Below are 25759 nucleotides of genomic sequence, written 5' to 3' on the forward strand. Positions count from 1 at the left end.
GGGAGCGATTAACTATCGCTCCCTTATACTGTTACCACTCAGATAGGGTTAGTGTTTCTTGTCGTTTATCACAATATAGTGCGGTGAACGTGCACGTGGATGCAGGAAGAAGTGGCCTTTCGGCGCGTTCTGGCTGTTAATTGGCTCCAGTGTTACACCGGTATTCGCTTTGCCTCTACGATCATGGATGGCATAGAGAATAAAGGGCAGGGCGAGTACTACCAGGAAACTCACCACCAGTAATTCAACATACATATCGGTAGAGTCACCCTGGATATTATCCGGCGGCAGGAAGGAGACGATAAACGCCATAATTGAGGTCAGCAGACCGACAATAGCTACCACCAGTTTTACGCCTTTACCGCCAGGGATATTAAATGTGCGTTTTAAATCAGGATGTTTAAGGACTAATACAATGTAGCCAATAAACAGCATGAAATAAGCACACAGATAAATCACCACTGTCAGTGCCAGTGCAATCAGGAAGGACATGTTGTTACCACCACCGGTATTGGTGAGGATAATCAACGCAATTGAAGTGATCACCAATTGGGAAATCACCAGCGTTACCGGCACGCCATTTTTGTTCATTTTGGCGAAGCTGGCGGGCAGCAGGTTTTTCTGTGCAGTGACATACATACCGCGAGAAGGGCCGACAATCCAGGATGCTATTTCTGCCAGTACCCCCAACAGCAGCAGGGCGGAGATCACGCGTACCGTCCACTCAATTTCCGGTGCCACATGGGACATCAGAACGGTAAAGGTTTGCATCACCCCTGCGGAGAGGTTGATTTCATTACCCGGAATGACCATCGCAATGGACAAACCACCAACCGAGCTTAAGCAGATTGCCGCCACCATCAATAGCAGCATGGCTAATGGATAATCGCGCCCTGGATTACTCATTTCATTGACGTGCGTTGCGGATGCTTCCACCCCCATATAACTCAGGATGAAGGCAACAAACACAACCAGCGTGCCAATTTTTGAGAAATCAGGAAAGAAGGTTTTTGCATCCATTTCGATAGCAACCGGCGCACCGGAGTGCAGGTAAATAGCCGCTAATGCGATCAAAATAAATGCAGGCAGCAGGATCCCGGCGAAGAAGCCGACTTTAGCAATTCGCGCCGTATATTTCGTGCCGCCGAACTGCGTTAATGCCAGTGCCCAAAGAATGATGAGTGCTGCAATGGTTTTCGTTACCGGGTCTTCATTCAGTGCAGGCCATTTAAGGATGTAGGAGAGCGCTCCTAACACGAAATAGAGCATTGGAATAAAGCCGATAGCGATTTGCAGATAGCCAAATGAGATAGCTGCAAATCCCCATTTCAACCCCAGGGTATTCGATACCCAGGCGAAAACACCACCTTCCTCCCAGCCGTCCACGGTAGCCATTTCCGCAGCACAGAGGCCCACGGGAATAAACCATAAAATCCCGCCTAATAGCAGGAAGAAGACTAATGAAAAACCAGATGTTGCGAATGTCGGGTATTCATAAACAGCCATTACCATCGACGCCGTAATGGCGAAGAATCCAAGTAATGTTAGCTGCTTAGCTTTACCTGTCTGTACCGATGTAGCCATATTATCCCCCTAAAACGGTATTCCTGTCGGAACCGCACCTGTCTTGTTCTGAAGCGTGTTCAGAGCAATATTTTCCGTTGCTAATGCCAGTGAACAGACTTTGGAATTTGTCCCGAAACAGGAGCGTTCCGGGACAGCATTACCACTTAAACGTTATCAGGTATGTTTAAAGCTGTTCTGCTGGGCAATACCCTGCAGTTTCGGGTGATCGCTGAGGTATTTCAGGGAGGCTTTGTAGTCTTCCAGCAACAGTTCAGCGAAGTCCATTTCGAAGCCACGACGACACATAATACGCATCACCACGATGTCAGTGGCTTCACCGCCAAGGGTGAAGGCTGGAACCTGCCAGCCGCACAGGCGCAGACGTTCAGAGAGGTCATACAGGGTGTATCCCGGATCTTCCCCGTCTTTCAGTTTGAAGCAAACCGCCGGGATACCTTCGTCCGGGCGACCGGTGCAGATGAACTCATACGGTCCCAGTTTAGCGATTTCATCCGCCAGGTAAGTGGCGACCTGATAAGAGGCGTTCTGCACTTTGGTGTAGCCTTCACGACCGAGGCGCAGGAATTCATAGTACTGGGCAATCACCTGACCCGCCGGACGCGAGAAGTTGATGGCAAAAGTCCCGATTTGCCCACCGAGATAGTCAACGTTAAACACCAGCTCTTTCGGCAGTGCTTCTTCGTCACGCCAGATAACCCAGCCGCAGCCCAGCGGAGCCAGACCAAATTTATGACCAGAAGCACTGATCGATTTCACGCGTGGCAGGCGGAAGTCCCAGACGATATCCGGGGCGACGAACGGTGCCAGGAAGCCACCGCTGGCAGCGTCGATATGCATATCGATGTCGATACCGGTGTCGGCCTGGAACTTATCCAGCGCATCGTGCAGCGGTTGCGGAAACTCATAGTTACCGGTGTAGGTCACGCCGAAAGTCGGCACCACGCCGATGGTGTTTTCGTCGCAGGCCTCAATCATCCGTTTCGGATCCATAAACAACTGACCGGGGCGCATAGGGATCTCGCGCAATTCCACATCCCAGTAGCGGGCGAATTTATGCCAACAGATTTGCACCGGACCGCACACCAGGTTTGGTTTATCGGTCGGTTTACCTGCGGCTTCCATACGCTTGCGCCAACGCCATTTCATCGCCATCCCGCCGAGCATACAGGCCTCGGAAGAACCAATGGTGTTGGTGCCAACGGCCTGACCGTTTTTCGGCGCAGGCGCGTGCCACAGATCAGCAACCATGTTTACGCAACGCAGATCAATTGCTGCGGACTGCGGATATTCTTCTTTATCGATCCAGTTTTTATTGATCGACAGATCCATCAACTTATGAACATTTTCATCGTCCCAGGTCTGACAAAATGTGGCGAGGTTTTGTCGGGCATTGCCATCCAGGTATAATTCATCATTGATAATCTGGAAGGCGATATCATCGCGCATTTCATGCAGCGGAAAACGTTTCGATTCCGCGATAGTGGAAATAGATTTCGCGCCAAAACGTGAATCGAGTAGTTCAGACCTTAAATCCGTTACTTGCTTCTTATCCATTTCAAACTCCTTAAAATGATTGGAACGCATTAAAAAAAGTAGGATTTATTGATAAAGTAAGCAAGCGTAAAGGCCTCGGTTTCAAATAACAAAATCCTAATTTTATTTTGTTGTTTGAAAATGGGTTTTTTATTTTGACAAGTAAAAACAATAAGATAGGAAGATAATCAATGATAATATCACTCTTTTTATTGTTATTTTAGTCCGTTCTATTACCCTCCGAAATTATCACATAAAAATTGGCCTTTAAAATATCATTATTAGTTCGCGGTTAATTTTTTGAAAAACTTTCAAAGGTTGTCAAACAAACACGTTAATTATACAGAATACCCCGCCAACAAAGTTGGCGGGGGTAAGTTATTATTTTGGCAGCAATACTCCAGTGTGGGAATTCGCGGGTTTACTCAGATATTCTTTAACTGTAGCATTAACATTTTCCACAGTCATATTCTTTAACACTTTCTCCTGCGTCATCCACACAGCAGGATCATCATATTGAATAATACTATTCACAATAGTGTTCGCTAATTGCTGAACGCTATTTTGCTGAATATCGAGGCTGCGTTGAATATTTTGCTGATATTCGTCCAGCTCTTGCTGACTGATCCCTTTAGTCAGACGTTTAGTCATTACCTCATTCGCCAATGTTAACAGTTCGCTATGACGTTCAGGTTGACAGGTGAAAGCCAGCAAATGGCTGATATCTTTGGCCTTAGGATCAACCGAGAGACGAGAAGAAACGCTGTATGCTCCGGATGCCTGTTCACGAATATTTATCCGCAGATCTTTTGCCAATGCGACGTTGAATGCATCCAGTGCCATGCGTGTCGCCAGGTTAATAGGTGTCCGGGGATCATACCGCGTCCACTGTGAAACTTGTGCTACAGGTTCATTTTGTTCTTTTACAGTAACAGCCGCGTTATCCGTCGCGCGGGTTAATGGTTTACCTGCTGCCAATGCTGAATCAGAACGTTTGATTGATCCTAAGTAACGCGTAATTAACGGCAGGAGTTTGTCTTCTGCCACATTACCGACAATCACAAAAGTGATATCTGCTGGGGAAGAAAACAACTGACGATCGGCAGCCAATGCGTCTGCGGCAGAAAACTGTGCAATCTGTTTTTCTTGCAGTAATTTCGTGCGCTCATCGGCATAGCGTGTTTCGTACATCTGCTGAGCGAATTTCTCTGCCGGGCGTTGATCGAGCGTTCTCAACGCTTGAATTTGAGCATTTTGTAACGATGACCAAATGTTGTCGTTAATTGTGCTGCGGGTGATCCGCTGGTTAATTAACTGAAAACCGGGTTCAGGATTATTAGCCCGTGCGCTAACAGACAGTAGTGTATTCAAGCCACTGACTTTACTGCTCATGGTCACTGAGTTTTCTGCGCTCCAGCGTTTCAGGCTGGAAGAGGAGAGATCGCCAACTCCGCTACCGCTAACGGCTTTATTTGCCAGCGCAATAAGTGATTTTTGTCCCGCAGGGAAACTCAAATCGCCTTTATCAGAGACGGCAATAATTTGCAGCTTTTCTTCTTCGCCCGTAGATTTTGCCAGAATGACGTTTGCGCCATTAGAAAGGGTCAGTGACGTCAGATTTTCAGCCAGTCTTTTTTGGCTGGTTATTTTTGCTTGCGGATCAGCGTTTACCGTTAAAGATAAATTTCTGCCAGGGAAGACATAAGCCGCCAGTTTCTTGTTGGCATATTCATTTTCCAGCGCCGTAATGGCTGAAGGAGATAATGCATTTTGGGCTGCAGTATCATTGTTGACCATTTGTTCCCAAAATGTGTCCTGGTTCTTTCTTAATTGCTGCCATTTTTTCGCCAGGCTTTGCACGGTAATTTGTGGCCACAGGCGTTTAGAAAGCTGGTATGTCTCTTCCGGTGAAAGGAATGGCGTATTATTTAACGAGCTGGATGCCAGGCGGCTGGTCAGCATCCGCAGATCGCGTTCAGCCTGTTGCTCAGCCGCATTTTTCAGCCAGGTCAGACGGGTGGCTTTTACATCATCAAGCTCTGCAACGGAAAAACCATGTTGGTCGATAGTTGCCAGTTCTGCCATTAATGCATTCGCAGCATCCTGCATATTATCGTCCCGCGCATTTACACGGAAAAACAGCGACTGATAATCAGGCGCAATTTTAATACTGCGCGCGGTGCCACCGGAAATAGTCTTCAACTCACCGGACTGGATCCGTTCCAGCAATCGGAACCAACATGCTCCATTCTGCCTGTTCGACAAAGCTTTGTTCATCGGTCACCTGAACCATTGGCATGCGATAATAGAGTGCGATACCGTTCACCCGATTTTCTTTATCATTAATGATATTAAAGCGCCGGCGGTTTTCTGCTTCCGTTGGCCATACGCGATTTTCAGCCGCTTTGTTTGCCGGAAGTTTACCTAAATTTTCCTTTATCAACGCCAGCGCTTCTTTACTGTCGATATCACCAACGACGATAAAGGTCATATTATTCGGCTGATACCAGCGTTGATAAAATTGGCGCAGTTGTTCCGGCGCGACCGTTGCGACAATATCCATCAAACCGATCGGTTCACGGTCTAAATTGCGTGTATTTGCCAACAGGAAAGGGCGACGTGCCTGAGATGTGCGCCATTTAACATCCTGATGCGCGCGCCATTCCTCGGTAATTACGCCACGTTCAGCGTCTACTTCGTGTTTTTCAAAGGTGGCGGCATTGCTCCATTCACTGAAGATTGCCATCACTTTTTGCAAATTTTGTTTCTGCGTTGTTGGCAAACTTACCTGATACACCGTTTCGTCATAGCTGGTATAGGCATTAACATCGCGGCCAAAACGCAGCCCCATCGATTCAAAAGTTTCGATGACTTTATTACCAGGCCAGCTTTTTGTACCGTTAAACATCATATGCTCAACAAAATGCGCCACGCCGCGCTCGTTGTCCTCTTCCTGCAATGAACCGGTATGAATTTGCAGCCACAAATTCACTTGATCCTTAGGGTGTGAATGTGGATAGATCATATATCGCAAGCCATTTTCCAGTTGCCCGGTAATTAACTTGTCATCCTGTGGTAATGCCGCGGCAATAAGTCGTCCAGGAAGCAACAACAGTGTTGCCACTAAAGTCAGTAAGAAACAGAGGTTTCTCATAATCATCTCCATGCGAAAACCAGGTGAATTTACCCGGTAAAGTAAAATTCGAAGTTTTAAAATTTCATGCTGACATCAAGCCAGAAAGTACGACCGCTGGCGTAAGTCGCCACACCGGCGGTTGTTGTATCAACAGCGGTTTTGCTATCCAGCACATTCAGAATGTCGGCGCTAATCGTCAGGTTTTGCTGCTTAAGAAATTGGGGTGTCCAGGATAAACGGGTATCCCAGGTCAGGCTGTTATCCAGTTTCTCGTCAACGTACTGCTTGTAATCTGAATATTCGCTGATGTATTGCGCGTTCGTCTTACTCAGAATGATGCGAGCTTTGCGTGCTTCTTGCCAGGCCAGTGTATTCGCCCACACCAGTCCGCTTGGTTGATGAGTGAAATCCATATTTAAGGAAATCTTTAACGGGTTATTAAAATCCGCCACCGGGACGCTGTCATAAGAGACAAGTTTACCGTTGTAAACTACCTTGTTATCATCGGTATTGCTCTCTTCATAACCATTATTCAATGACAAATTGCCTTTGCTCTTGATATAGCTGAAGACAATTTGCGGATTAATAGCCACCTGGCTGACATGCAGAGGTTCTGTCAGTTCAAAACTCACGTTGAACGAATGGGTTTTAGTTTTACCGTCATTGTTATACTCAGTAATCGTTGTTTTCGTTGCGCTGTCGGTACGACTACTTTTACTGATTTGATCATGCGCCTCACGGTAAACATAGTTTGCCCGCGCAATAACGTTATTACCGATCTTTTGCTGCAAACCTATTGCCAGTTCGTCTTTATAGGGTGTTTTCAAATCCTGATAACGGGTGAGCGTTTTATTGCCTGAAATTGATTCTGTCCAACTATTACGGATGTCTCGTAACCCCATATCGAGAATATTTCCGCCATAATAGCGGTTATATCCGGCGGTAATTATTGAGGTTTGATCAGCGAAAATATCCCATTCCGTCATAAAGCGGGGAGAGATATTGTGGTTTGACAGGTAGTTGTCATAGTCATAACGCACGCCTGGCATCAGCGACACATTGCGCCAGCTAATACGATCCGCGATGTACAGCGTGTAGTTGTCAATTCCAAGGCTACCTTTACCTTTATGGTAAATGGTATGGTTAGTTTTCTTTCCTGCGGCATTAATTACATAAGATTCAGACTGATTATGACGTTCAGTCCATGCATCGGAATAGATGTATTCCGCACCGAAGTAAGGCTGATGCGAGAAATTGCCCACTTCAACTTTTTGCCAGTCAAGTCGTGTTTTGAAGGTGTAATTATCAACAGCCTGCGAAATATGCCCCAGCCCGCCACGGGTGCAACGTCCTGTAATATCACCATATGTGCATGAGAGTTCGGTGTACCAAATGTCATGGTCGTGACGGGTATAGTCACTGATATGATCCCAGCCGACAGTGGTATGCAGTTTGGCCCATACGAGTTGTGTGTCCATATCCCATGCCAGGCCATAAGATTTGTTGCCCATTTCGCGGTCAGACTCGGGGAAGGTGCTGGTATTATAATCCCGGCGAGAACCGGTATATTTAAAGGTTAAATCGTGGGTAAAGCGCTCACTGGCAAACCAGGTAAATTTACTTAATGCTGTATCGATAACGTTTTTATACTGCGCCCGACCTGCAACAATACCGTCATTCGAAACATAATCTGCGCGGATAATGTCAGACTGGCGGCGAGAGAAACCAGCAGTCACGCCAAAGTTATCAGTGAGTTCCTGATTAAATGACAAGGTGTAAAAGTTCTTTTTAAAGTCGGGAGAATAATAAGTACTTCCTGAAGACCCCTGGTTAAATGCATTCTTGTTATTCTCATCGATATGAGACGTTAACCAGTCCGAACGCGTTGTGCGATAACTCAGCTTTACGCTGTCATCATCAGCATTAAAACGTTTGATCTTTGCATCTATCACCCCACCATTAAAGTGACCAAATTCAACCGGAACAAAACTGTCATAAAGCGTGACATTGTCCAGTAAGCTGACATCAAGATAATAACCCTGTGACATCCCGCTAATATTGGTTGCACTGCTGGCATCCGATTCATTCGCCGGGTTCAGGTTATTGGTGGCGCTAATACCATCAATCAAATAGGCATTCTGGTAGGGCGATGCACCGTGAATGGATATTTTCTCCGGGCGGATCTCCCCCTGATTCAACGAGGTGCTTTGCGTTGAATCCATACGCACCGCTGGGTTTGTTTTTAATAAATCGCTGATATTGCCATTACCTGTCGGTAAACGCTTGATGCTTTCACTGGTGTAATGCGTGTTACCGTTTACGGGCACAGGGACAGGGGCATAGACTGTCATCTCTTCAAAAACAGGCATATACTTGTCTTTGTCGTCGACGGCCTGCGCCATATCAGCGCCAGCGCCACATAAAATGACGCCAGAAATAAGAACTCGCTTCATTTATTTTTATCTCCGTATAGCAGGGCATTTATCGTTTTTATAAAACCGCGCTAATGTCACAAATATCATCCGCCAGATCCCAAACACCAGGCTGATGGGTCACCATAATCACACCGCTTTCAGGTAATTTTTCGCGCACTAAACGCAGTAAACGGATAGCCTCTTGCTCCTCCAGATGTGACGTTGTTTCGTCGAGAAATATCCATTTCGGACGTCGTAAAATTAACCGAGCCAGCGCAATACGTTGTTTTTCGCCGCTGGAAAGAATATCTCCCCAACGATCGTGGTTATTAATGCGCGTAGCCAATTTACCCAGCCCAACCTGATGCAACACCTCGCTCAACGGCTCATCGTCTATAGGGTGCGGAAGTGCTTTACAAATGTTCTCTTTCAGTAAGCCGGTTTTGATTAACGGCGTTTGTGACACATACCAACTGTCTGCAGGAGAAGAAATATCACCTTTAAACCACGGCCAGCAGTGGGATAATGTTTTAAGCAGCGTTGTTTTTCCCGCACCAGAGTATCCTTTCAGCAGTAGCCATTTACCTGGAGAAACATGAAAGTTCAGGTTTTCTAATATGACTTTATTATCGGGGGTACGGATACTGGCATCAGCAACCTGAACGGCATGATCGCAATTTTTGGGTTTATTTGTCGGGCGCTGTTCAGTAAGTTGATGAAATTCATACAACCGGTCGATAACCGCTGCCAGCTCTGCAAGTTCATCGTATTTATAAATAAACCAACTCAGATTGTTGGATACCAACATAAATGCCTGACGTGATTTCATCAGCCCACCTAAATCGATCTGCCCGCTGATAAACTGCGGTAGCAATAGAAAGTAGGGGAGAACACTAAGCGAGCGTGAATAAACATTCTGCCAATAGTCAAGCCAACGCTGACGATTCATTAAACGGTGCCAGTTGTCTTTTATTGTATGAAAATTGTCGCTCAACTCCTGACGTTGCAGCGTTTCAGCATTGCTTAATGCAATTAACTCCGCTTGCTTATTATGCTGCACAAGGTTAGTTCGAAAAGTCGCTTCGCTACGTTGCTTCTCCACATTAAGCGGGCGGATACGTTTACCCACTTTATGGGTAAACAACGTGCCACCAATAACAATGAGCACGACGGTATAAACCATATAACCCTGGATATTCCACTCCGTTCCACCAACCGTGAATGAGAGTGTCCCCGCGCTTTGCCACAGAATAACGGTGAAGGTAATCAGCATACTCAGTGACTGAATGAATCCGAATGAAAGGCTAAGTGTTTTGCTGATCAATAGAAGGATATCTTCAGCGATACGTTGGTCAGGATTATCGGTATTCTTATCCTCGCCGTAGATCTGTGTGAAGTAGTAGTTTTTATCTGTAAACCAACGATTGAGGTAGTAATCTGTAACCATTCGCGCCAGCGAATAGTCAGTAGTTTAATTAACCATGTTTTGTTAACGGATATTAATACGAAGATCCCCAGCAGAGCAGGAAACCACAGGACAAGCTGCCAAAGTTTATCGGTTTCTTTCTGGCTTAGCGCATTGAAAAAATCATTGTTCCAGTCATTCAACCAGACCTGAATTTTAACCACGCCAAGGATCATGGCGAGGATAATAATGATTAATAATACTGAAGTTTTATTATTCTTACGTAGCCAAAAAGGCTTCAGCAAGCAGAGGTACTTTGCAATTAGCATACAAATGGTAATGGGAACAATTATCATTAACGAAATTTGATTGTGCCACCCAATGATTGGCTATAGCAATGATTTACTGATGAAATTTACTTAAGTGTCTGTAACCATATGATATATATTGATAATTATTGTTGTACTGGTTACTTTCATGCCCTTGATTATCAAGAGTATTGCAAAAGCATGTCTGAAGACGCTCCTCCAGAACAACAGATAATGATGGCTGACCCCCCCGGCCTGAGTCTGTGCCGGGTGTTCTGCTGAAGTCGTAAGAAGGATGATATGACCGGAGTGAATGCAGGAGTATTATTTATTACTCTCCATTCGTTTTGCGACATCCATAATGTGATAAAGGGGGACTTTATTTTTAGCGAGTTCAACCATTGCATTCATATATGGCACCATAGTTGTAAATAGGATTTTATAACCTTCACAGAAGTACGATACTACCTCATTATTCACTTTTGTGATGCGATGTTTAGGACAACCACCATTACAAATTGGCTTGTAAACACATTGCTGGCATTTTTTTGATATCAAATTTTTTTGTGCAGTCAACTGCACGCTTTTCATCGTTTTTAGTGCAGCGTTATTGATGTTGCCAATTTTATACTGCGGGTAGACAAAATGATCGCATTCATAAATATCACCATTACTTTCCACTACCAGATTGTCTTTACATGACTCCTGGAAAATACAGCTAGTATGCCCATTTCCCAGAAAACGGCTGACAAAACTTTCAAACTGGCGGATGAATATTTCACCAACATCATTTTTAACCCACTGCATAAAAATAGCTGACATAAACTTGCCATAGGCGGTGGGTGGAACAGAAAAATCGATGATACTGAACGTATTCTCACCATTGCCCGTAAAATCTACATTCGGTGTCCCCGTCTCCAGTAGTTCTATAAACTGCATATGCTTACTACCGATAGATTTTAAAAAGTTATAAACCTCAAGAGGATGTTGGACGTTAATATTGTTAATGACAGTTAGCGTATTAAACTCAACCTTATACTTCTTCAGACGATCAATTGCCGTCATGACTTTTTCAAATGTCCCATTACCCGAATTACTGCGTCTGTAACGATCATGTAATTCTTGCGGGCCATCAATTGAAATACCGACCAGAAACTTATGCTCTTTGAGAAAGGCGCACCATTCATTATTCAATAAAATACCATTGGTTTGTAACGCATTATGAATACCTTTTCCCCCAGCATAGCGTTGTTGGTAGTGAATAACCTTACGAAAAAAATCAAGACCCGCGAGAGTAGGTTCGCCGCCTTGCCAGGTAAAATAGACCTGATCACCTGAGGCAGCAATGTATTGTTTAATGAACTCTTTCAGAGTGCTGTCATCCATCCATTTTTCATGACTAAATTGCGACTCTTTTTCAAGATAAAAACAGTAATCACATTTGAGATTACATTGAAAACTGGAGGGCTTGGCTGTCACGTGCATTGCTATCTCACTCAATAAGGCGGCGGAAAATCTCCGCCGCATAAGGGGTTAGTTATTTGGCATCGCTAAGTGCTTTCTTGATATTGTTAAACTTCTCCTGATTCACCTGACTAAGCGGCGGTTGGCTGCTGTTGATAAACTCGCTTACCACACCTTGCATCTCTTTAACAACTTGTGGTTTAGCAGCAGCGAGATTCTCTTTTTGTTGTAGATCGGTGAGTTTGTACAAACCTAACTGGTTATTTTCCACGGTATAGACAAGAGAGTAATCATTATTTCTCACCGTATAAGAGAACTGGCTTAAGTCCTCGGTATTCGGATTGTGAGGATAATCATCTGACTCATGGCGGACAAATTTATGGTAATTATCCCAGAATGGAATATTTTCCTCATCAAACCAGTGAGAGTAGGACGTTACCCAGGTCAGGTTTTTATGGGGTTCGCCTTGCTTCTTATCTTGCAACCACGGGAGTAATGAAACGCCGTCCAGTTTAAGATCTTTTGGAATGTTGATATCGGCAGCATCCAGAGCAGTAGGGTAGAAATCCATAGCAGAAATTAACTTGTCATAATTTCCTGGCTGAAGTTTTCCTTTCCACCACATGAACATCGGCGTATGCGTTCCGCCAGGATAAGTCTGACTCTTATAGCCTTTTTGCGCACCATTTAGCGGTAGTGGGCCATCGATGACCGCACCATTATCAGACGTAAAGAGAATAATGGTGTTGTCGTACTGACCATTTTTCTTCAACTGTTCGAGAATCCGTTTTACACCTTGATCGACGGAGTAAACCGATGCGTAGTAATTATCTGCAGTTTGGCTACCGGTATTGAATTGCTTCTGATATTGCTCCGGTGCTGGATTGTCATTCGGCAGATGCGGCGCGTTATAAGCCAGATAAAGCATAAATGGTTGGTCGAGTGCTTTAGCCCGGTCAACAACACCAATTGCTTCGTCCGTTAACTGATCGCTGATATAACCCTTTGCAGGTACGCGTTCACGATTTTTGAACAGCGAAGGTGAGTTGTAATAGGCTGTTCCCGCTGCATGGAACCCCATAAAGTAATCGAAGCCGCGGTTTTGTGGTTGCCATTCTTCCGCGGAGAATGTGGTGAAGTTGTCATGATAGTCACGGGTTTGTTTATCTTCCGGAACCGGGACATTACTGATTTTAGACAGATGCCATTTACCCACAGCCGCGGTGTAATAGCCATGATTCTGGAATAATTCGGGCAGGAAAGTTTCTGTCAGGGGAATACCATCCTGAGCATCGGTATTGGAGTAAACACCAAAACGGGCAGGCGCTCGGCCCGTCATAATTGCAGCACGGGATGGACCAGAAACACCGTGAGCGACATAACCATTAGTAAAACGTACACCTTCATCCATTAAAGAAAGAAGAGTTGGCGTTGATTTTTGAGCCGCTTCGATGGCTTTATCAATACCTATTTTGTAGGTATTGACAACTTCCCTGTTTTCCATTGTTTTTGGATCAAAAGACCCTTTATCAAACGGTAGTTGCCCATACCCAAGATCATCCATGGTCAGTACGATAATATTCGGCTTTCCTTCGGTACTGTATTCAGTCGGCGTAAAATCCGAAAAAGCCACGTTAGTTTTTGTTGCTTTCAGTTTTACATCTTCTGCTGCATGAGCCGCGAATCCGGCCATACCTGATGCCAGTATTAAGGATATGGATGTGCTCACAACACTTTTTTTTAGTGCAGACGTCATAAAATTTCCTCTTTTTATTGTACTTAATTCCAAAGTAATTTTACGAAGAAAAATAAGTGAATGTAAGTGAAGTAAGTCACATTAAGGGACAGTAGATTTGACTAAAAATAAGCAAACTAAAGGCCATAATTGGTTGACAAATGAAAGATGTTAACTAAGTAAATTCTGATTACCAAATAACTATCATCTTGAAAAGATTAGATATTTTTTGGTATTGAGCGCAATACAAACATTATTGCTTCATATTTTTTATTGCAACTTTCTACTCCGGTACATAAAGTTGTGATGTTCATCACAATATAAACTGATGCGTCGGGAAGATAAAAAGAGGGGCGCTTATAGATACTTTATTAATTAAGCGTTCTAATGCATGCTTTTATTTTATAATTTAAATGTTCTTGCTATTTTATCTCCTTATCACTGTAAAATATATTTCTATCAATAAAAGCAAAATTAGCTCTACCACAAAAAAATATTTCATCTCACGCTGTTTAAATAATGAAGTTGCTGCGATTTTTTAGCAAAAAATAGAACGGAAGAATCTATTTTACGGCTTGCACAAAAAGCTAAATTTGCACTCACAAACAAAAATATAATCCCGGCCCTGTCATCCGGCGAGTAGTCGCAACCACTGAATATTCAGGGTGACGATGCGCTTTCTTTCATAAAGGTATTTCCTTTTCTGCGGAAAAGGAAATCGGGAAATACCCGGTTTTTCTGACAAGCAAACGTTTTATTTGTGTTTGCTTATGTTCGTTAATTCGTTCATCAGGAAATTATCTCAATGTCACGTTTAAAAAAGGCTTATAAACAACCACGTTTTCGTTATTCAGCCCTGGCCCACTGCGTGGCGTGGGCAAACATCTCTATTCAGGTTCTTTTCCCACTGGCTGTTACCTTTACACCGACAATGACGGCGCGAGCGCATAATGCGGCTCTGCCACGTCTAAGTACGGAAAATACTGCGGTTGCTACTGACAATAATGCAGACAAAAACATCGCGTCGTTTGCCGCGACTCAGGAAATCCAGGAGTGGCTTGGCAAATATGGTACGGCTCGAGTCAAATTGAATGCCGATAAAGATTTCTCGCTGAAGGACTCTTCGCTGGAAATGCTTTATCCAATTTATGATACCCCGACAGATATGCTGTTCACTCAGGGGGCAATACATCGTACCGACGATCGTACTCAGTCAAATATTGGTTTCGGCTGGCGTCATTTTTCAGGCAATGACTGGATGGCGGGGCTGAACACATTTATCGATCATGATTTATCCCGTAGCCATACCCGCATTGGTGTTGGTGCGGAATACTGGCGCGATTATCTGAAACTGAGCGCCAACGGTTATATCCGGGCATCTGGCTGGAAAAAATCGCCGGATATTGAGGATTATCAGGAGCGTCCGGCTAATGGTTGGGATATCCGCGCCGAGGGCTATTTACCGGCCTGGCCGCAGCTTGGCGCAAGCCTGATGTATGAACAGTATTATGGCGATGAGGTAGGTCTGTTTGGTAAAGATAAACGCCAGAAAGATCCACATGCCATTTCTGCTGAGGTGAACTATACGCCAGTGCCTCTTCTGACACTGAGTGCAGAGCACAAACAGGGCAAGAGCGGTCAGAATGACACTCGCTTTGGCCTGGAAGTTAACTACCGGATTGGCGAACCTCTGGAGAAACAACTCGATACGGATAGCATTCGCGAGCGTCGGGTACTGGCAGGCAGCCGCTATGATCTGGTTGAACGTAATAACAATATCGTTCTTGAGTATCGCAAAGCTGAGGTGATCCGTATTGCCTTGCCAGACCGTATTGAAGGTAAGGGCGGGCAGACGGTGTCTCTTGGCCTCGTGGTCAGCAAAGCAACTCACGGCCTGAAAAATGTGCAATGGGAAGCGCCGTCTTTGCTGGCCGCAGGCGGTAAAATTACTGGTCAGGGTAACCAGTGGCAAGTGACGCTCCCGGCTTATCGTGCAGGCAAAGACAATTATTACGCGATCTCTGCGGTCGCATACGATAACAAAGGCAATGCCTCGAAACGCGTGCAGACAGCGGTGGTCATTACCGGAGCGGGTATGAGCGCTGATCGTACTACGTTAACGCTTGATGGCCAGAGCCGTATCCAAATGCTTGCTAACGGGAGTGCGCAAAAGCCGCTGGTTCTGTCTCTGCGAGACGCCGAGGGACAGCCAATCACGGGCATGAAAGATCAGATCAAAACTGAACTGACGTTTAAACCTGCCGGAAACATCGTAACGCGGGCCCTTAAGTCCGCTAAATCACAGGCACAGCCAACACTGGGTGAGATCACCGAAACAGAAGCCGGGGTGTACAAGTCTGTCTTATTGTTGTGCGTGCCTTTAGCGAGCAGTATCAGTTGGGCACGTTACAACAAACGCTGAAGTTTGTTGCCGGACCGCTTGATGCAGCGCGCTCAACCATCACTCTCAACCCGGATAAACTGGTGGTTGGCGGCACGCTTACGGTAACCTGGGCGGCAAAAGATGCCTATGACAACCCAGTGACCGGCCTTACTCCAGATACACCGTCATTAACGGGTGCAGCCGCTGCGGGTTCTTCAGTCTCAGGCTGGACGGATAATGGCGACGGGACGTGGATCGCGCAAATTTCTCTGGGTACTACGGCGGGTGAATTAATTGTTATGCCGAAGATCAACGGTCAGGATGCAGCAGCTAATGCGGCTAAAGTGACTATGGTAGCTGATGCTTTATCTTCAGGCCAGTCGAAAGTATCCGTTGCAGCGGATCGCATTAAAGCAGGGGAAAGCACGACAGTGACGCTTGTGGCAAAAGATGCGCATGGTAACGCTATCAGCGGTCTTTCCCTGTCAGCAAGTCTGACGGGTGCCGCGTCTGAAGGAGCGACCGTTTCCAGTTGGACTGAGAAAGGCGACGGTTCCTATGTTGCTACGCTGACTACCGGCGGAAAGACGGGTGATCTTCACATCATGCCGCTATTCAACGGCCAGCCAGCAGCCACCGACGCTGCGCAGTTGACCGTTGTTGCGGGGGATATGTCAGTAGCCAACAACACGCTTGTTGCAGGTAATGAGACCCCAACGGTCAAGGCGACGACAGAACTCACCTTCACCGCGAAGGATGCGTATGGGAACCCTGTTAGTGACCTGAAGCTCGATGCACCACTGTTTAGCGGTGCCGCCAGCACGGGGACAGAGCGTCCTTCAGCAGGAAACTGGACAGAGAAAAGTAATGGGGTCTACGTGGCGACCTTAACTCTGGGATCTGCCGCTGGTAAGTTGTCTGTGATGCCACGAGTGAATGGCCAAAATGCCGTTGCTCAGCCACTGGTGCTGAATGTTGCAGGCGACGCTTCCCAGGCAGTGATCAGTGATATGGCAGTGAAGGTTAATAACCAACTGGCTAATGGACAGTCTGCTAACCAGGTAACCCTGACTGTCGTGGATAACTATGGCAACCCGTTACAGGGGCAAAATGTAACGCTGACTTTACCGCAGGGTGTGACCAGCAAGACAGGGAATACGGTAACAACCAATACGGCAGGTAAAGCCGATATTGAGCTGATGTCAACGGTTGCCGGGGAACACAATATTACCGCTTCGGTGAATGGTGCCCAGAAGACGGTCACGGTGAAATTCACCGCGGATTTCAGTACCGGTCAGGCGAGCCTGCAGGTTGATGCCTCTGCTCCAAAAGTGGCAAACGGCAATGATGCCTTTACGCTGACGGCAACGGTTAAGGATCAATACGGCAACCTTGCTCCTGGAGCTCTGGTCGTCTTTAATCTGCCTCGGGGCGTCAAACCGCTTGCAGACGGTAATATCATGGTAAACGCCAACGAGGAGGGTAAAGCGGAACTGAAAGTGGTTTCCGTGACTGCCGGAACGTATGCGATCACGGCGTCGGCAGGAAATGACCAGCCTTCGGAAGCGCAGACTATAACGTTTGTGGCCGATAAGGATACCGCAACCGTCTCCGGTATTGAGGTGATTGGCAACTATGCACTGGCGAACGGCAAAGCCAAACAGACGTATAAAGTTAAGGTGACTGATGCCAATAACAACCTGTTGAAAGATAGCGACGTGACGCTGACTGCCAACTCAGAAAATTTAGTTCTGGATCCGAATGGCATAGTGAAGACCGATGAACAGGGACTGGCTGTTTTCACCGGCTCTACCACTATTGCAGCGACATATACACTCACGGCGAAAGTGAATCTACGTGTCTCAGGTAAATTGATTAATCTGCAATCAGTCTTTTGGTACTGACGCGTTAATAAAGGAGGCAAGATGTTGGTGAGATCCCAAAAGTCACGGAGCCGATATTCTCTGGGAGAACATCCAAACAACTTTTTAAATTCGCGGCTGAATGACTGCTGTGAATCAAAATGCAAAGATAGTGCAATATCAAGCATTGATTTAGCTGTAAGTCTGACAAGAATGGCTGCCCGACAAAGTCTTCGTTTGCGGATGTATGATCCCAGGGGCATGTGCATGAAGTTTCTGAACAGAAGTTGAATATTGCGTCTACTGTAGCCAGATTTCTGTGCGATATCTTCGATTGAGATAGGGTGATCGAGATTGCACTCAATCCACTCCAGGAGCTGCTGTAAAATCTTCTGCCTGATCATAACATTCTCCATTTATCTTTAGTCACTTTGCACATTTTCCTTGCGACAATGACTTTGAGTATATCAAAAACAGAAATGCCCGAGGCTAAACAAACGATTGATAGTGCATCTTCATTTTGCCGGGTAATCGTGAATGCCATAAAAGTGGTTTTGGCCAATAACATGGGGGAGGTGTCATGAACATCACGCTATGAGGTGGCCACAGTGGCTGAGTGCATTCTGATACTATTCATTTAACATAATATACATTATGTGCACCAAGGTTATAACTGCAATATTCTAATGTTGCGCGGCTAGGTTTCCCTGGGCTGTTATGTTGTAATCCCAGGATGCTGCCGGTACTTCACCGGACTCATTTTTCGCGGTCGAGATTGTCTTGCTCGCTAAAACCGGCCAAACCCCATATCTCACTTAATTCCATATTCTCGGCTTAACCGACCGTGCAACCTCAACACATTGGTTTCAATTGCCGTCAACACGTTCTCCGGAAAATCTGCCGGTAATGAAGCCTTCACGTTATCCAATGCTGCGGGAATCATTCTGGCAAAGTCACTCAGGATTTCATGCATCTGCACTTCCGGGAATTTCAGTGCCTTTGCTGTCGCCAAAAAATGTCGCGGATATATTTTATCGATTTCCGTTTTTCTGCCTTTGGATGCGTTAAGCCCCATTGCCAGTTTGAGATCGCTGATATGTATTCCCGGGCCACCCAATACCGGAAATGCTGAAATGATGTCGTAAAATGGCGTGAGTCGATAACTGCCACCGGCCTGGATAAACACTGAGAAATTTTTCGCATGGCCGTCTGTCGAGCCAATCAACCACTGGAATACCTGGAATTTCATAAAATCATAACGATCGCGAAGCGCCTCGCTGGACCCCATCAAAAAAGCCATGATCCGCGCGATGCCTGGGCCTCCGTCAGATTCATATTTCACCGATGAAGGTAAACCGAACGTCTGACACATATCCTCCTGCGGCAAGCGAAGTAAAACCGTTCGTTCAGTATTCCAGCGTCTGTCAAAGCGTTCGACCGCTAACGCGCGCACCCTTCCCGCTTTAATGATTTCTGCGTCGGGAACATTCAACCCGAATTCTTTTGCCAGCAGCAGACAGTAATACTCATTATCAACACTCTGACTGAGATCGAGCGTCGCATTGGGCTGTCTGATTTCACCAATCGGCAATTTAATGATATGCGTCGTCGGCGTTATTCCTTTCGGAATGCACCAGTCATTGCCCATTCTGATTGCGTTGGGCTATAGATCATCGGAAAGCTCATCATGCCATACATCCACAAGAATTTTATCCGCTTTAGGGGATATTTTCAGTTTTATCCTTTAGTGAGGATAAAGTCAATCTGTAAACGCATTTTATCCGCTCTACGGGATAAACACTGCGATATCCCCGATCGCGGATAAAATGGAGGATTTAAAAAACGGCGCTGACGTGCCATTTGAGGTTGCTGATTTAAGCTGCATTACAAGCCTCATCACAGCGATCTCACCATTCTTGATGTACACTCGCGGCAAGTCTGGTACTTCGGGATCAGGCACCTTTTCCCATGATTATATTTCTTTTCAATTTAATGGCATTCCTCAGTTCGATATTGAATTTAGCCTCGTCACTGAGGTTGTCCTTAAGATCAAGCGCAATGCGTTTTAATTCCGTAAATGCAAGCGGTCTTTGCCCATGTAAAAATTGAACGCCAGAACGTTCATAATACTTATCAATATGCTTTAACCTGTATTTTGCTAATTTTCTTATTTCACCTATAGACCCCTGCTGCCTATTGTCTATTAGGCGGTTGATTGTATACTCAACAAACTCTTTTTTATCTTCTCCGAAATAACTTAAAACTAACGGAAGTAAGAATCTTTGCATACAGATATCATATGAAAAAACCATAGAAAAATCGGAACCTAAAAGATCACAAGCCCCATCGAAATCGTTATATATAAAGATATAACGGTAAAAATCCTTAAACCTGCTAATAAAATGCCAAGAGTTTCACACAAAAAACTTCAAACCTAGTTCCTGTCCTAAGGATATCAAAAAAAAGTCACTTTGTGATTATTCACTATCCACAGATAGATATTAATTTTGAATATATTGCATGTTAATATATTTATATGAAATGAATAAAAACAACAAGAAGGAGGATTTATTTGTTTTAAATTAATTTTATGCGAAATTTACTCTTCCCTACCCCGTTAGGCTCTAATATTTTATTGATTAATAAATATCTCTGATGAATCTTGACCAGCACATAGTCAATCACTTTTGGGTATCCTTGATTTAATGCGCGTGTTCGGTGGATTGATGACGTGAGGCGAATTCATCAATTTTATCTACACTTGGGTTAACGCGCTGACGGGAGTAAAAAAATGGCTGACTGGAACCCCTCTTTATATTTGCACTTCACCGCCGAACGGTCGCGACCAGCGGTAGAACTGCTTGCCAGAGTTCCTCTGGAAAACGTCCGGCAAATAGCCGATCTCGGCTGCGGCCCAGGCAACAGCACCGCCCTGCTACATCAACGTTGGCCAACGGTAAAAATTACTGGCATTGATTCGTCTCCGGCGATGATTGCTGAAGCGCGTGCGGTGTTGCCAGAATGTCAGTTTGTTGAAGCAGATATCCGCAATTGGCAACCGGATCACGCATTCGATCTGATTTTCGCCAACGCCTCGTTGCAATGGTTGCCTGATCATTACGAACTGTTTCCACATCTTGTGTCGTTACTCAATCCGCATGGCGTACTGGCGGTACAAATGCCGGACAACTGGCTGGAGCCGACACATGTATTAATGCGCGAAGTCGCCTGGGAGCAGCATTATCCGGATCGTGGACGCGAACCACTGGCAGGCGTTCATGCTTACTACGATATTCTGAGTGAAACCGCATGTGAGGTTGATATCTGGCGAACTACCTACTATCACCAGATGCCATCTCACCAGGCGATTATTGACTGGGTGACCGCCACCGGATTACGCCCGTGGTTGCAGGATCTGACTGAGAGTGAACAGCAGCATTTTCTTACGCGCTACCATCAGATGCTGGAAGAGCAGTATCCACTGCAGGAGGATGGTCAAATACTGCTGGCATTTCCGCGCTTGTTCATTGTTGCCCGGCGAACAGAGTAATTGTTACGTCAACTGGTAATGGCGGTCGGGAAGAATCTTCGGCGGGATCTCCGTTTCATCGTTCATCTGCAACAGGTCAATTTCAATAGCGTTGCAGATGGCATCAAGCGGTAAATCATTGTTTTCTGTACCGAACGGGTCTTCTAACTCTTCCGCCAGACAATCAAGCGAAATGAAGGTGTAGGAAATCAGTACTGAGATAAAAGGCGTCATGTAATGCAGATCCACGACCAGCGCGAACGGTAGCATGATGCAAAACAGGTAAACGGTACGATGCAAAATGAGTGTGTAAGCAAAAGGAATTGGTGTATATGCGATGCGCTCACATCCTGCCAGCACCGCAGAAATATCATTGAGCCGATCGTTCAGACTAATAAATAGAATGTCAGAAAGTTGCCCATTCCGGCGCTGAACAGCTAACCACTTCCCCATCATCAGCAAAATATGATTAGCTGGGGAGTTTGTAGCCTGCACCCGCTGAAGATCTTCTTCATTGAGGTAATGTGCCAGCACTTTTGCCTGTGGCAGTTTGCGTAATGTCATGCGTAAACAGTGAGCAAAGGCAATTTGTAGCCGGACAAACTCCTTTACGCTTGCTGAATCGGGCAACGTCGTTTTTACTTCACGCAATAATGACCGTGAGGCAATCATCAACTGTCCCCACAGTTTGCGCGCTTCAACATAACGAGCGTACCCCGCGTTATTACGAAACCCCAGAAAAATGGCGATAGCAACACCGAGAATGCTGAACGGCGCGAGGGTAAATTTGATGCCCAGATGCGTATACCAGGGCAGCATGAAAATAACCGCGATAGAAAAAAGAAAGTTGAGTAGCAAGCGCGAGGATATTTTGGATAATACTGAACCGTGCCAGACAAAAATACGGCGCAACCAGTGTTGTTGTGGGCGAACAATCATGATTATCTTCAAACATGGAAAAGTCGCCCTATTAAACGTGATTGCGATCACGTTCTCAAGTATCAATTTACAAATTACCTACAAGACTACAACAATCACAGATGCGACATGTGGCACCTGGTTATGATAAGGGTGTATAGGATGTTGTAACTAATAATGCATAATAACAAACCCGGCCGAAACCGGGTTCAGAGATTGTGCCGTTAATTGCCTGATGCGCTGCGCTTATCAGCGCCTCCAACTAGCTATGTGATTTCAGTTAGTTGGAAAAGTGCGGCTGGATGCAGCATAAATGCCTTATCCGGCTTACAAAATAATGCAATTATTAGCACAACGGACGTACAGCTTCGCGCATCCCTTTTTCCAGAATCGCATCCAGATCATTGGCCACCTGCTCTACCAGACCAGGCACTTGCGTCAGATCCTGCTCCCAGTGGTCTTTTTCTGCCAACACAATAGCAACCAGCGCCTGGGTGTCGATGACACGATCACGATGCTGACTCCACAATTGCTGATAACACTCCAGCCAGTGAGCATCATCCTGCACCGGATAGGTTTCACCGTTACGCTCACCGCGATAGAATGCAATCAGTGCCGCTAACGCGAAAGTGAGACGAGCCGGGAGTTTACCATTCGCCTTCTGCCCTGCCAGCAACTGCGGCAGGATGCGGGTACGGAACTTGGTCATACCGTTGAGCGCAATGGACAGCAACTGATGCTTAATGTACGGGTTACGGAAACGCCCGGTGACTGCACTGGCGAAAGATTCCAGCTCATCTCGCGGCAGATCCAGTACCGGAATAATCTCTTCATAAATGGCTTTTTCAACGAATGCACAGATTTCTGCATCGTTCATCGCTTCGCCTACAGTATCCAACCCAGCCTGAAACGCCACCGGCACCAGCGCGGTGTGAGCACCATTAAGGATTGCTACTTTGCGCTCTTTATACGGTTTAATATCGTCAACAATCAGTACGTTGAGCGGATATTTATCCAGACGCAATTCAGACGCTAAGGATTTCGGTCCCTGAATCACAAACAGGTAAAAGTGTTCAGCGGTGTCGAGGAAACCATCGTGATAACCGAGTTCTTCTTCCAGTTTCGCTACTTCATCACGCGGATAACCGGTAACGATACGGTCCACCAGCGTAGAACAGAAGCTGTTAGCTTTATCCAGCCATTGAACAAACGCTTCCGGTAGCTGCCACTCTTGCGCATAACGCAGCACCAGTTCACGCAGCGCATCACCATTATAATCAATCAGTTCACACGGAATGATGATCCAACCTTTATCCAGCGCACCGTTGAAATGGCTAAAACGTTCGAACAGCAAACGCGTCAGTTTTGCCGGATAGCTTACCGCTGGCGCATCATCAAATTTGTCGCCTGCATGATAGCTGATGCCCGCTTCGGTGGTGTTAGAGAAGACGAAACGCATTTCCGGATTGTGCGCCAGCTTCAGGAATTCATCGTAGTCACCGTAGACGCTAATTTCACGGTTTACAGAACGAATCAAACGCGCATCGCTGACTGCTTCGCCCTTCTCATTCAGGCCACGAATAATGGTGGTGTACAAACCATCCTGAGTGCTAAGTGACGGCGGGAATGAAGTTTCAATCGGACGAACAACGACCACACCAGAATTCAGATCGGTGTGCTCATTCAGGAGATCAATTTGCCAGTCAACAAAGGCGCGCAGAAAGTTACCTTCACCAAACTGAATGATACGTTCTGGATACTGTGCACCGGGAAAGTCGCGACGATTTAGTGTTTTCACAATGGGTTCCCTTTTGATTAGTCATACAACCTGCTTGAATTGGTATAACAGATTAGCAAACTTTAATACGCTGCCCCCCTGTTTTGATCAACTCGTGGTGATTAATTAGCAGGTTTAAGAGAAAAATGTGGCGCAGATCATGGTTCTGACGGTATTTATTCAACCGCCAGAGTGGTAGAACACATTATTCTGAAACAGCGGAAAAATAATAAAGCTGTCAGACAACTTCCTCACCATAACGCATGGTGCTGGTGCGGTTACGCCCATCTTTTTTCGAGCGATAGAGACACGTATCAGCTTCAACCATCAATTTATTGAAGTCATCAGTTAGTGTACTGTATGAAGCACATCCACTACCGACACCGATGCTGACCGTAAGATAGAGCGTCTTTTGTTGCCAGGTAAAAGGTTGAAGTTCGACAGCTTTGCGGATTTTCTCCGCCATCAATAGACCATCGACGGGATTCACTGAAGGTACAGCAACGGCAAACTCTTCTCCCCCCATCCGCGCCACCAGCCCTTTATCGCCCACAATTTTCTGAATATGCTGAGCAAATACGCTTAAGACTTTATCGCCACATTCATGACCATAGTTGTCGTTAATGCTTTTGAAATAGTCGATATCAAGCAGCATGACGGTCAGATGTTGTGTCTGTTGCAGCGATGGACTTTTCAGCGCCTCATAAAGACCGGATCGTGAGTACACCTGTGTCAGAAAATCAAAGTCGGCACGCAGAGAAACTTGCTTCATCAGTGAATTAATCGCCGCCACGCTAAAAGAAACCATAATTGGGCAAATGGCCATCGTGGCAATGCCCAGACGAGCGGAAAACATTTGCGGAATCGAGAACGGCGAACCAACAGCGATATCAATCACCGAATTAGCCACCAGCACGATTTCTACCGCTCCGGTGATAAAGGTCAACAGACACGTAGCCTGTGGCGTATAGCGCACCGCACACCAGATTAATGCCGGCAGCGGAAATGCCAGACTCCCTGCACCGCCAATCGCCACTGAGGCAATGACCGACACGATCAGCGCAATGACAGGCATCATCTGCTCTGCTTTAAAACGCGGTAATACTCCCGGAATTGCCAGCGTCAGCATACAAGGAACAATCAACACGCCTGTTGAGAATTGTTCACTAAACCAGTCAGCAAGCAAAGGCCAGAAATCAAGACTATCAATACTGACCGAACCAATCGCGCCGACGATGGCACATAATAAAGCGGCAATCAGACAGTAATTAAATAACCGTAAGGCACTTACTGGTTCATATTTATTTTTCCCCAGACGCTTATCCCGTACCACCAACAGAGCAACGGTCACAATAAACATCATATTGGATAAATTAATAACCAGCGAGACCAGCCCCCATTCGGTGGTCATGGCATCATAAGCCAGCATTGCCACGTAACAGATAGCATAGTAATGCAGACGATTAAGCCAGACATAGCGGGCAAATACCCCCGCCATTACACCATTGAGCGGCCAGAAAAGAGAGAGTTCATGAACCAGGCGTAGCTCTGCACCAATAAAATAGAACAGCGTCGTTAGCGCAAAAATTGCAATGCTATTACGTAGCAGATGACCTTCCTGGAACAAACGGAAAGTGGATATGGGGTGTACATACATTAATTATCTGTCCATACAATTGCGGATGGCAATTATCTCAACGCAATAAGT

At 45.8% G+C, this 25759-nt stretch carries 10 protein-coding genes and 5 pseudogenes; 2 read left to right on the forward strand and 13 right to left on the reverse strand.

What is annotated here, in order from left to right; all coding sequences use genetic code 11:
• Nucleotides 1–48 precede the first annotated feature (48 nt).
• From gadC to C1192_RS04850, 7 genes and pseudogenes are all read right to left on the reverse strand, one after another.
• Nucleotides 49–1584, reverse strand: coding sequence for an acid resistance gamma-aminobutyrate antiporter GadC (gene gadC / locus C1192_RS04820; RefSeq protein ID WP_001516379.1), 1536 nt, complete (start codon nt 1582–1584; stop codon nt 49–51).
• Between the two features lie 156 nt (nt 1585–1740).
• The gene (gad, locus tag C1192_RS04825) at nt 1741–3141 is read right to left on the reverse strand and encodes a glutamate decarboxylase (protein ID WP_103194778.1); all 1401 of its coding nucleotides are present in this window, start codon (nt 3139–3141) and stop codon (nt 1741–1743) included.
• 360 nt (nt 3142–3501) lie between these two features.
• Nucleotides 3502–6274 (reverse strand): annotated as a pseudogene (locus C1192_RS04830) (M16 family metallopeptidase).
• 56 nt (nt 6275–6330) lie between these two features.
• Complete coding sequence (locus C1192_RS04835) at nt 6331–8709, reverse strand: TonB-dependent receptor plug domain-containing protein (RefSeq protein WP_038354563.1); 2379 nt, start codon at nt 8707–8709, stop codon at nt 6331–6333.
• 37 nt (nt 8710–8746) lie between these two features.
• Nucleotides 8747–10431, reverse strand: a pseudogene (locus tag C1192_RS04840) (ABC transporter ATP-binding protein/permease).
• A 276-nt stretch (nt 10432–10707) separates the two neighbouring features.
• Nucleotides 10708–11868: an anaerobic sulfatase maturase gene (locus tag C1192_RS04845; protein ID WP_038354564.1), complete on the reverse strand. Its 1161-nt coding sequence runs from the start codon at nt 11866–11868 to the stop codon at nt 10708–10710.
• 52 nt (nt 11869–11920) lie between these two features.
• The gene (locus tag C1192_RS04850) at nt 11921–13603 is read right to left on the reverse strand and encodes a sulfatase-like hydrolase/transferase (protein WP_001516373.1); all 1683 of its coding nucleotides are present in this window, start codon (nt 13601–13603) and stop codon (nt 11921–11923) included.
• 784 nt (nt 13604–14387) lie between these two features.
• Here C1192_RS04850 and C1192_RS04860 point away from each other — a divergent pair.
• Nucleotides 14388–17818: pseudogene (locus C1192_RS04860) on the forward strand (inverse autotransporter beta domain-containing protein); the annotation flags it as partial.
• Here the strand turns inward: C1192_RS04860 and C1192_RS04865 are convergent.
• From C1192_RS04865 to C1192_RS04875, 3 genes and pseudogenes are all read right to left on the reverse strand, one after another.
• Nucleotides 17815–18231 (reverse strand): annotated as a pseudogene (locus C1192_RS04865) (helix-turn-helix domain-containing protein); the annotation flags it as partial. The pseudogenes C1192_RS04860 and C1192_RS04865 sit on opposite strands and share 4 nt — an antisense overlap.
• A 407-nt stretch (nt 18232–18638) precedes the next feature.
• Nucleotides 18639–19481: pseudogene (locus tag C1192_RS04870) on the reverse strand (type II toxin-antitoxin system HipA family toxin); the annotation flags it as partial.
• Nucleotides 19482–19779: 298 nt separating this feature from the next.
• Nucleotides 19780–20115: a hypothetical protein gene (locus C1192_RS04875; RefSeq protein ID WP_241482940.1), complete on the reverse strand. Its 336-nt coding sequence runs from the start codon at nt 20113–20115 to the stop codon at nt 19780–19782.
• A gap of 503 nt (nt 20116–20618) precedes the next feature.
• On the opposite strand from C1192_RS04875, the gene tam reads away from it, so the two are divergent.
• Nucleotides 20619–21377, forward strand: a complete 759-nt coding sequence (gene tam / locus C1192_RS04880; protein ID WP_016262005.1) for a trans-aconitate 2-methyltransferase — start codon at nt 20619–20621, stop codon at nt 21375–21377.
• Between the two features lie 3 nt (nt 21378–21380).
• Here tam and C1192_RS04885 read toward each other — a convergent pair whose 3' ends face one another.
• From C1192_RS04885 to C1192_RS04900, 3 genes are all read right to left on the reverse strand, one after another.
• A complete protein-coding gene (locus C1192_RS04885) occupies nt 21381–22295 on the reverse strand; it encodes a bestrophin family protein (protein ID WP_001516366.1) in 915 nt (304 codons plus the stop codon).
• Nucleotides 22296–22620: 325 nt separating this feature from the next.
• On the reverse strand, nt 22621–24072 hold the full coding sequence (uxaB, locus tag C1192_RS04895; protein WP_016248689.1) for a tagaturonate reductase: 1452 nt from the start codon (nt 24070–24072) through the stop codon (nt 22621–22623).
• 217 nt (nt 24073–24289) lie between these two features.
• A complete protein-coding gene (locus C1192_RS04900; protein ID WP_001516364.1) occupies nt 24290–25708 on the reverse strand; it encodes a sensor domain-containing diguanylate cyclase in 1419 nt (472 codons plus the stop codon).
• Nucleotides 25709–25759: the final 51 nt, after the last annotated feature.

Source organism: Escherichia marmotae (assembly GCF_002900365.1).
GTDB lineage: Bacteria > Pseudomonadota > Gammaproteobacteria > Enterobacterales > Enterobacteriaceae > Escherichia > Escherichia marmotae.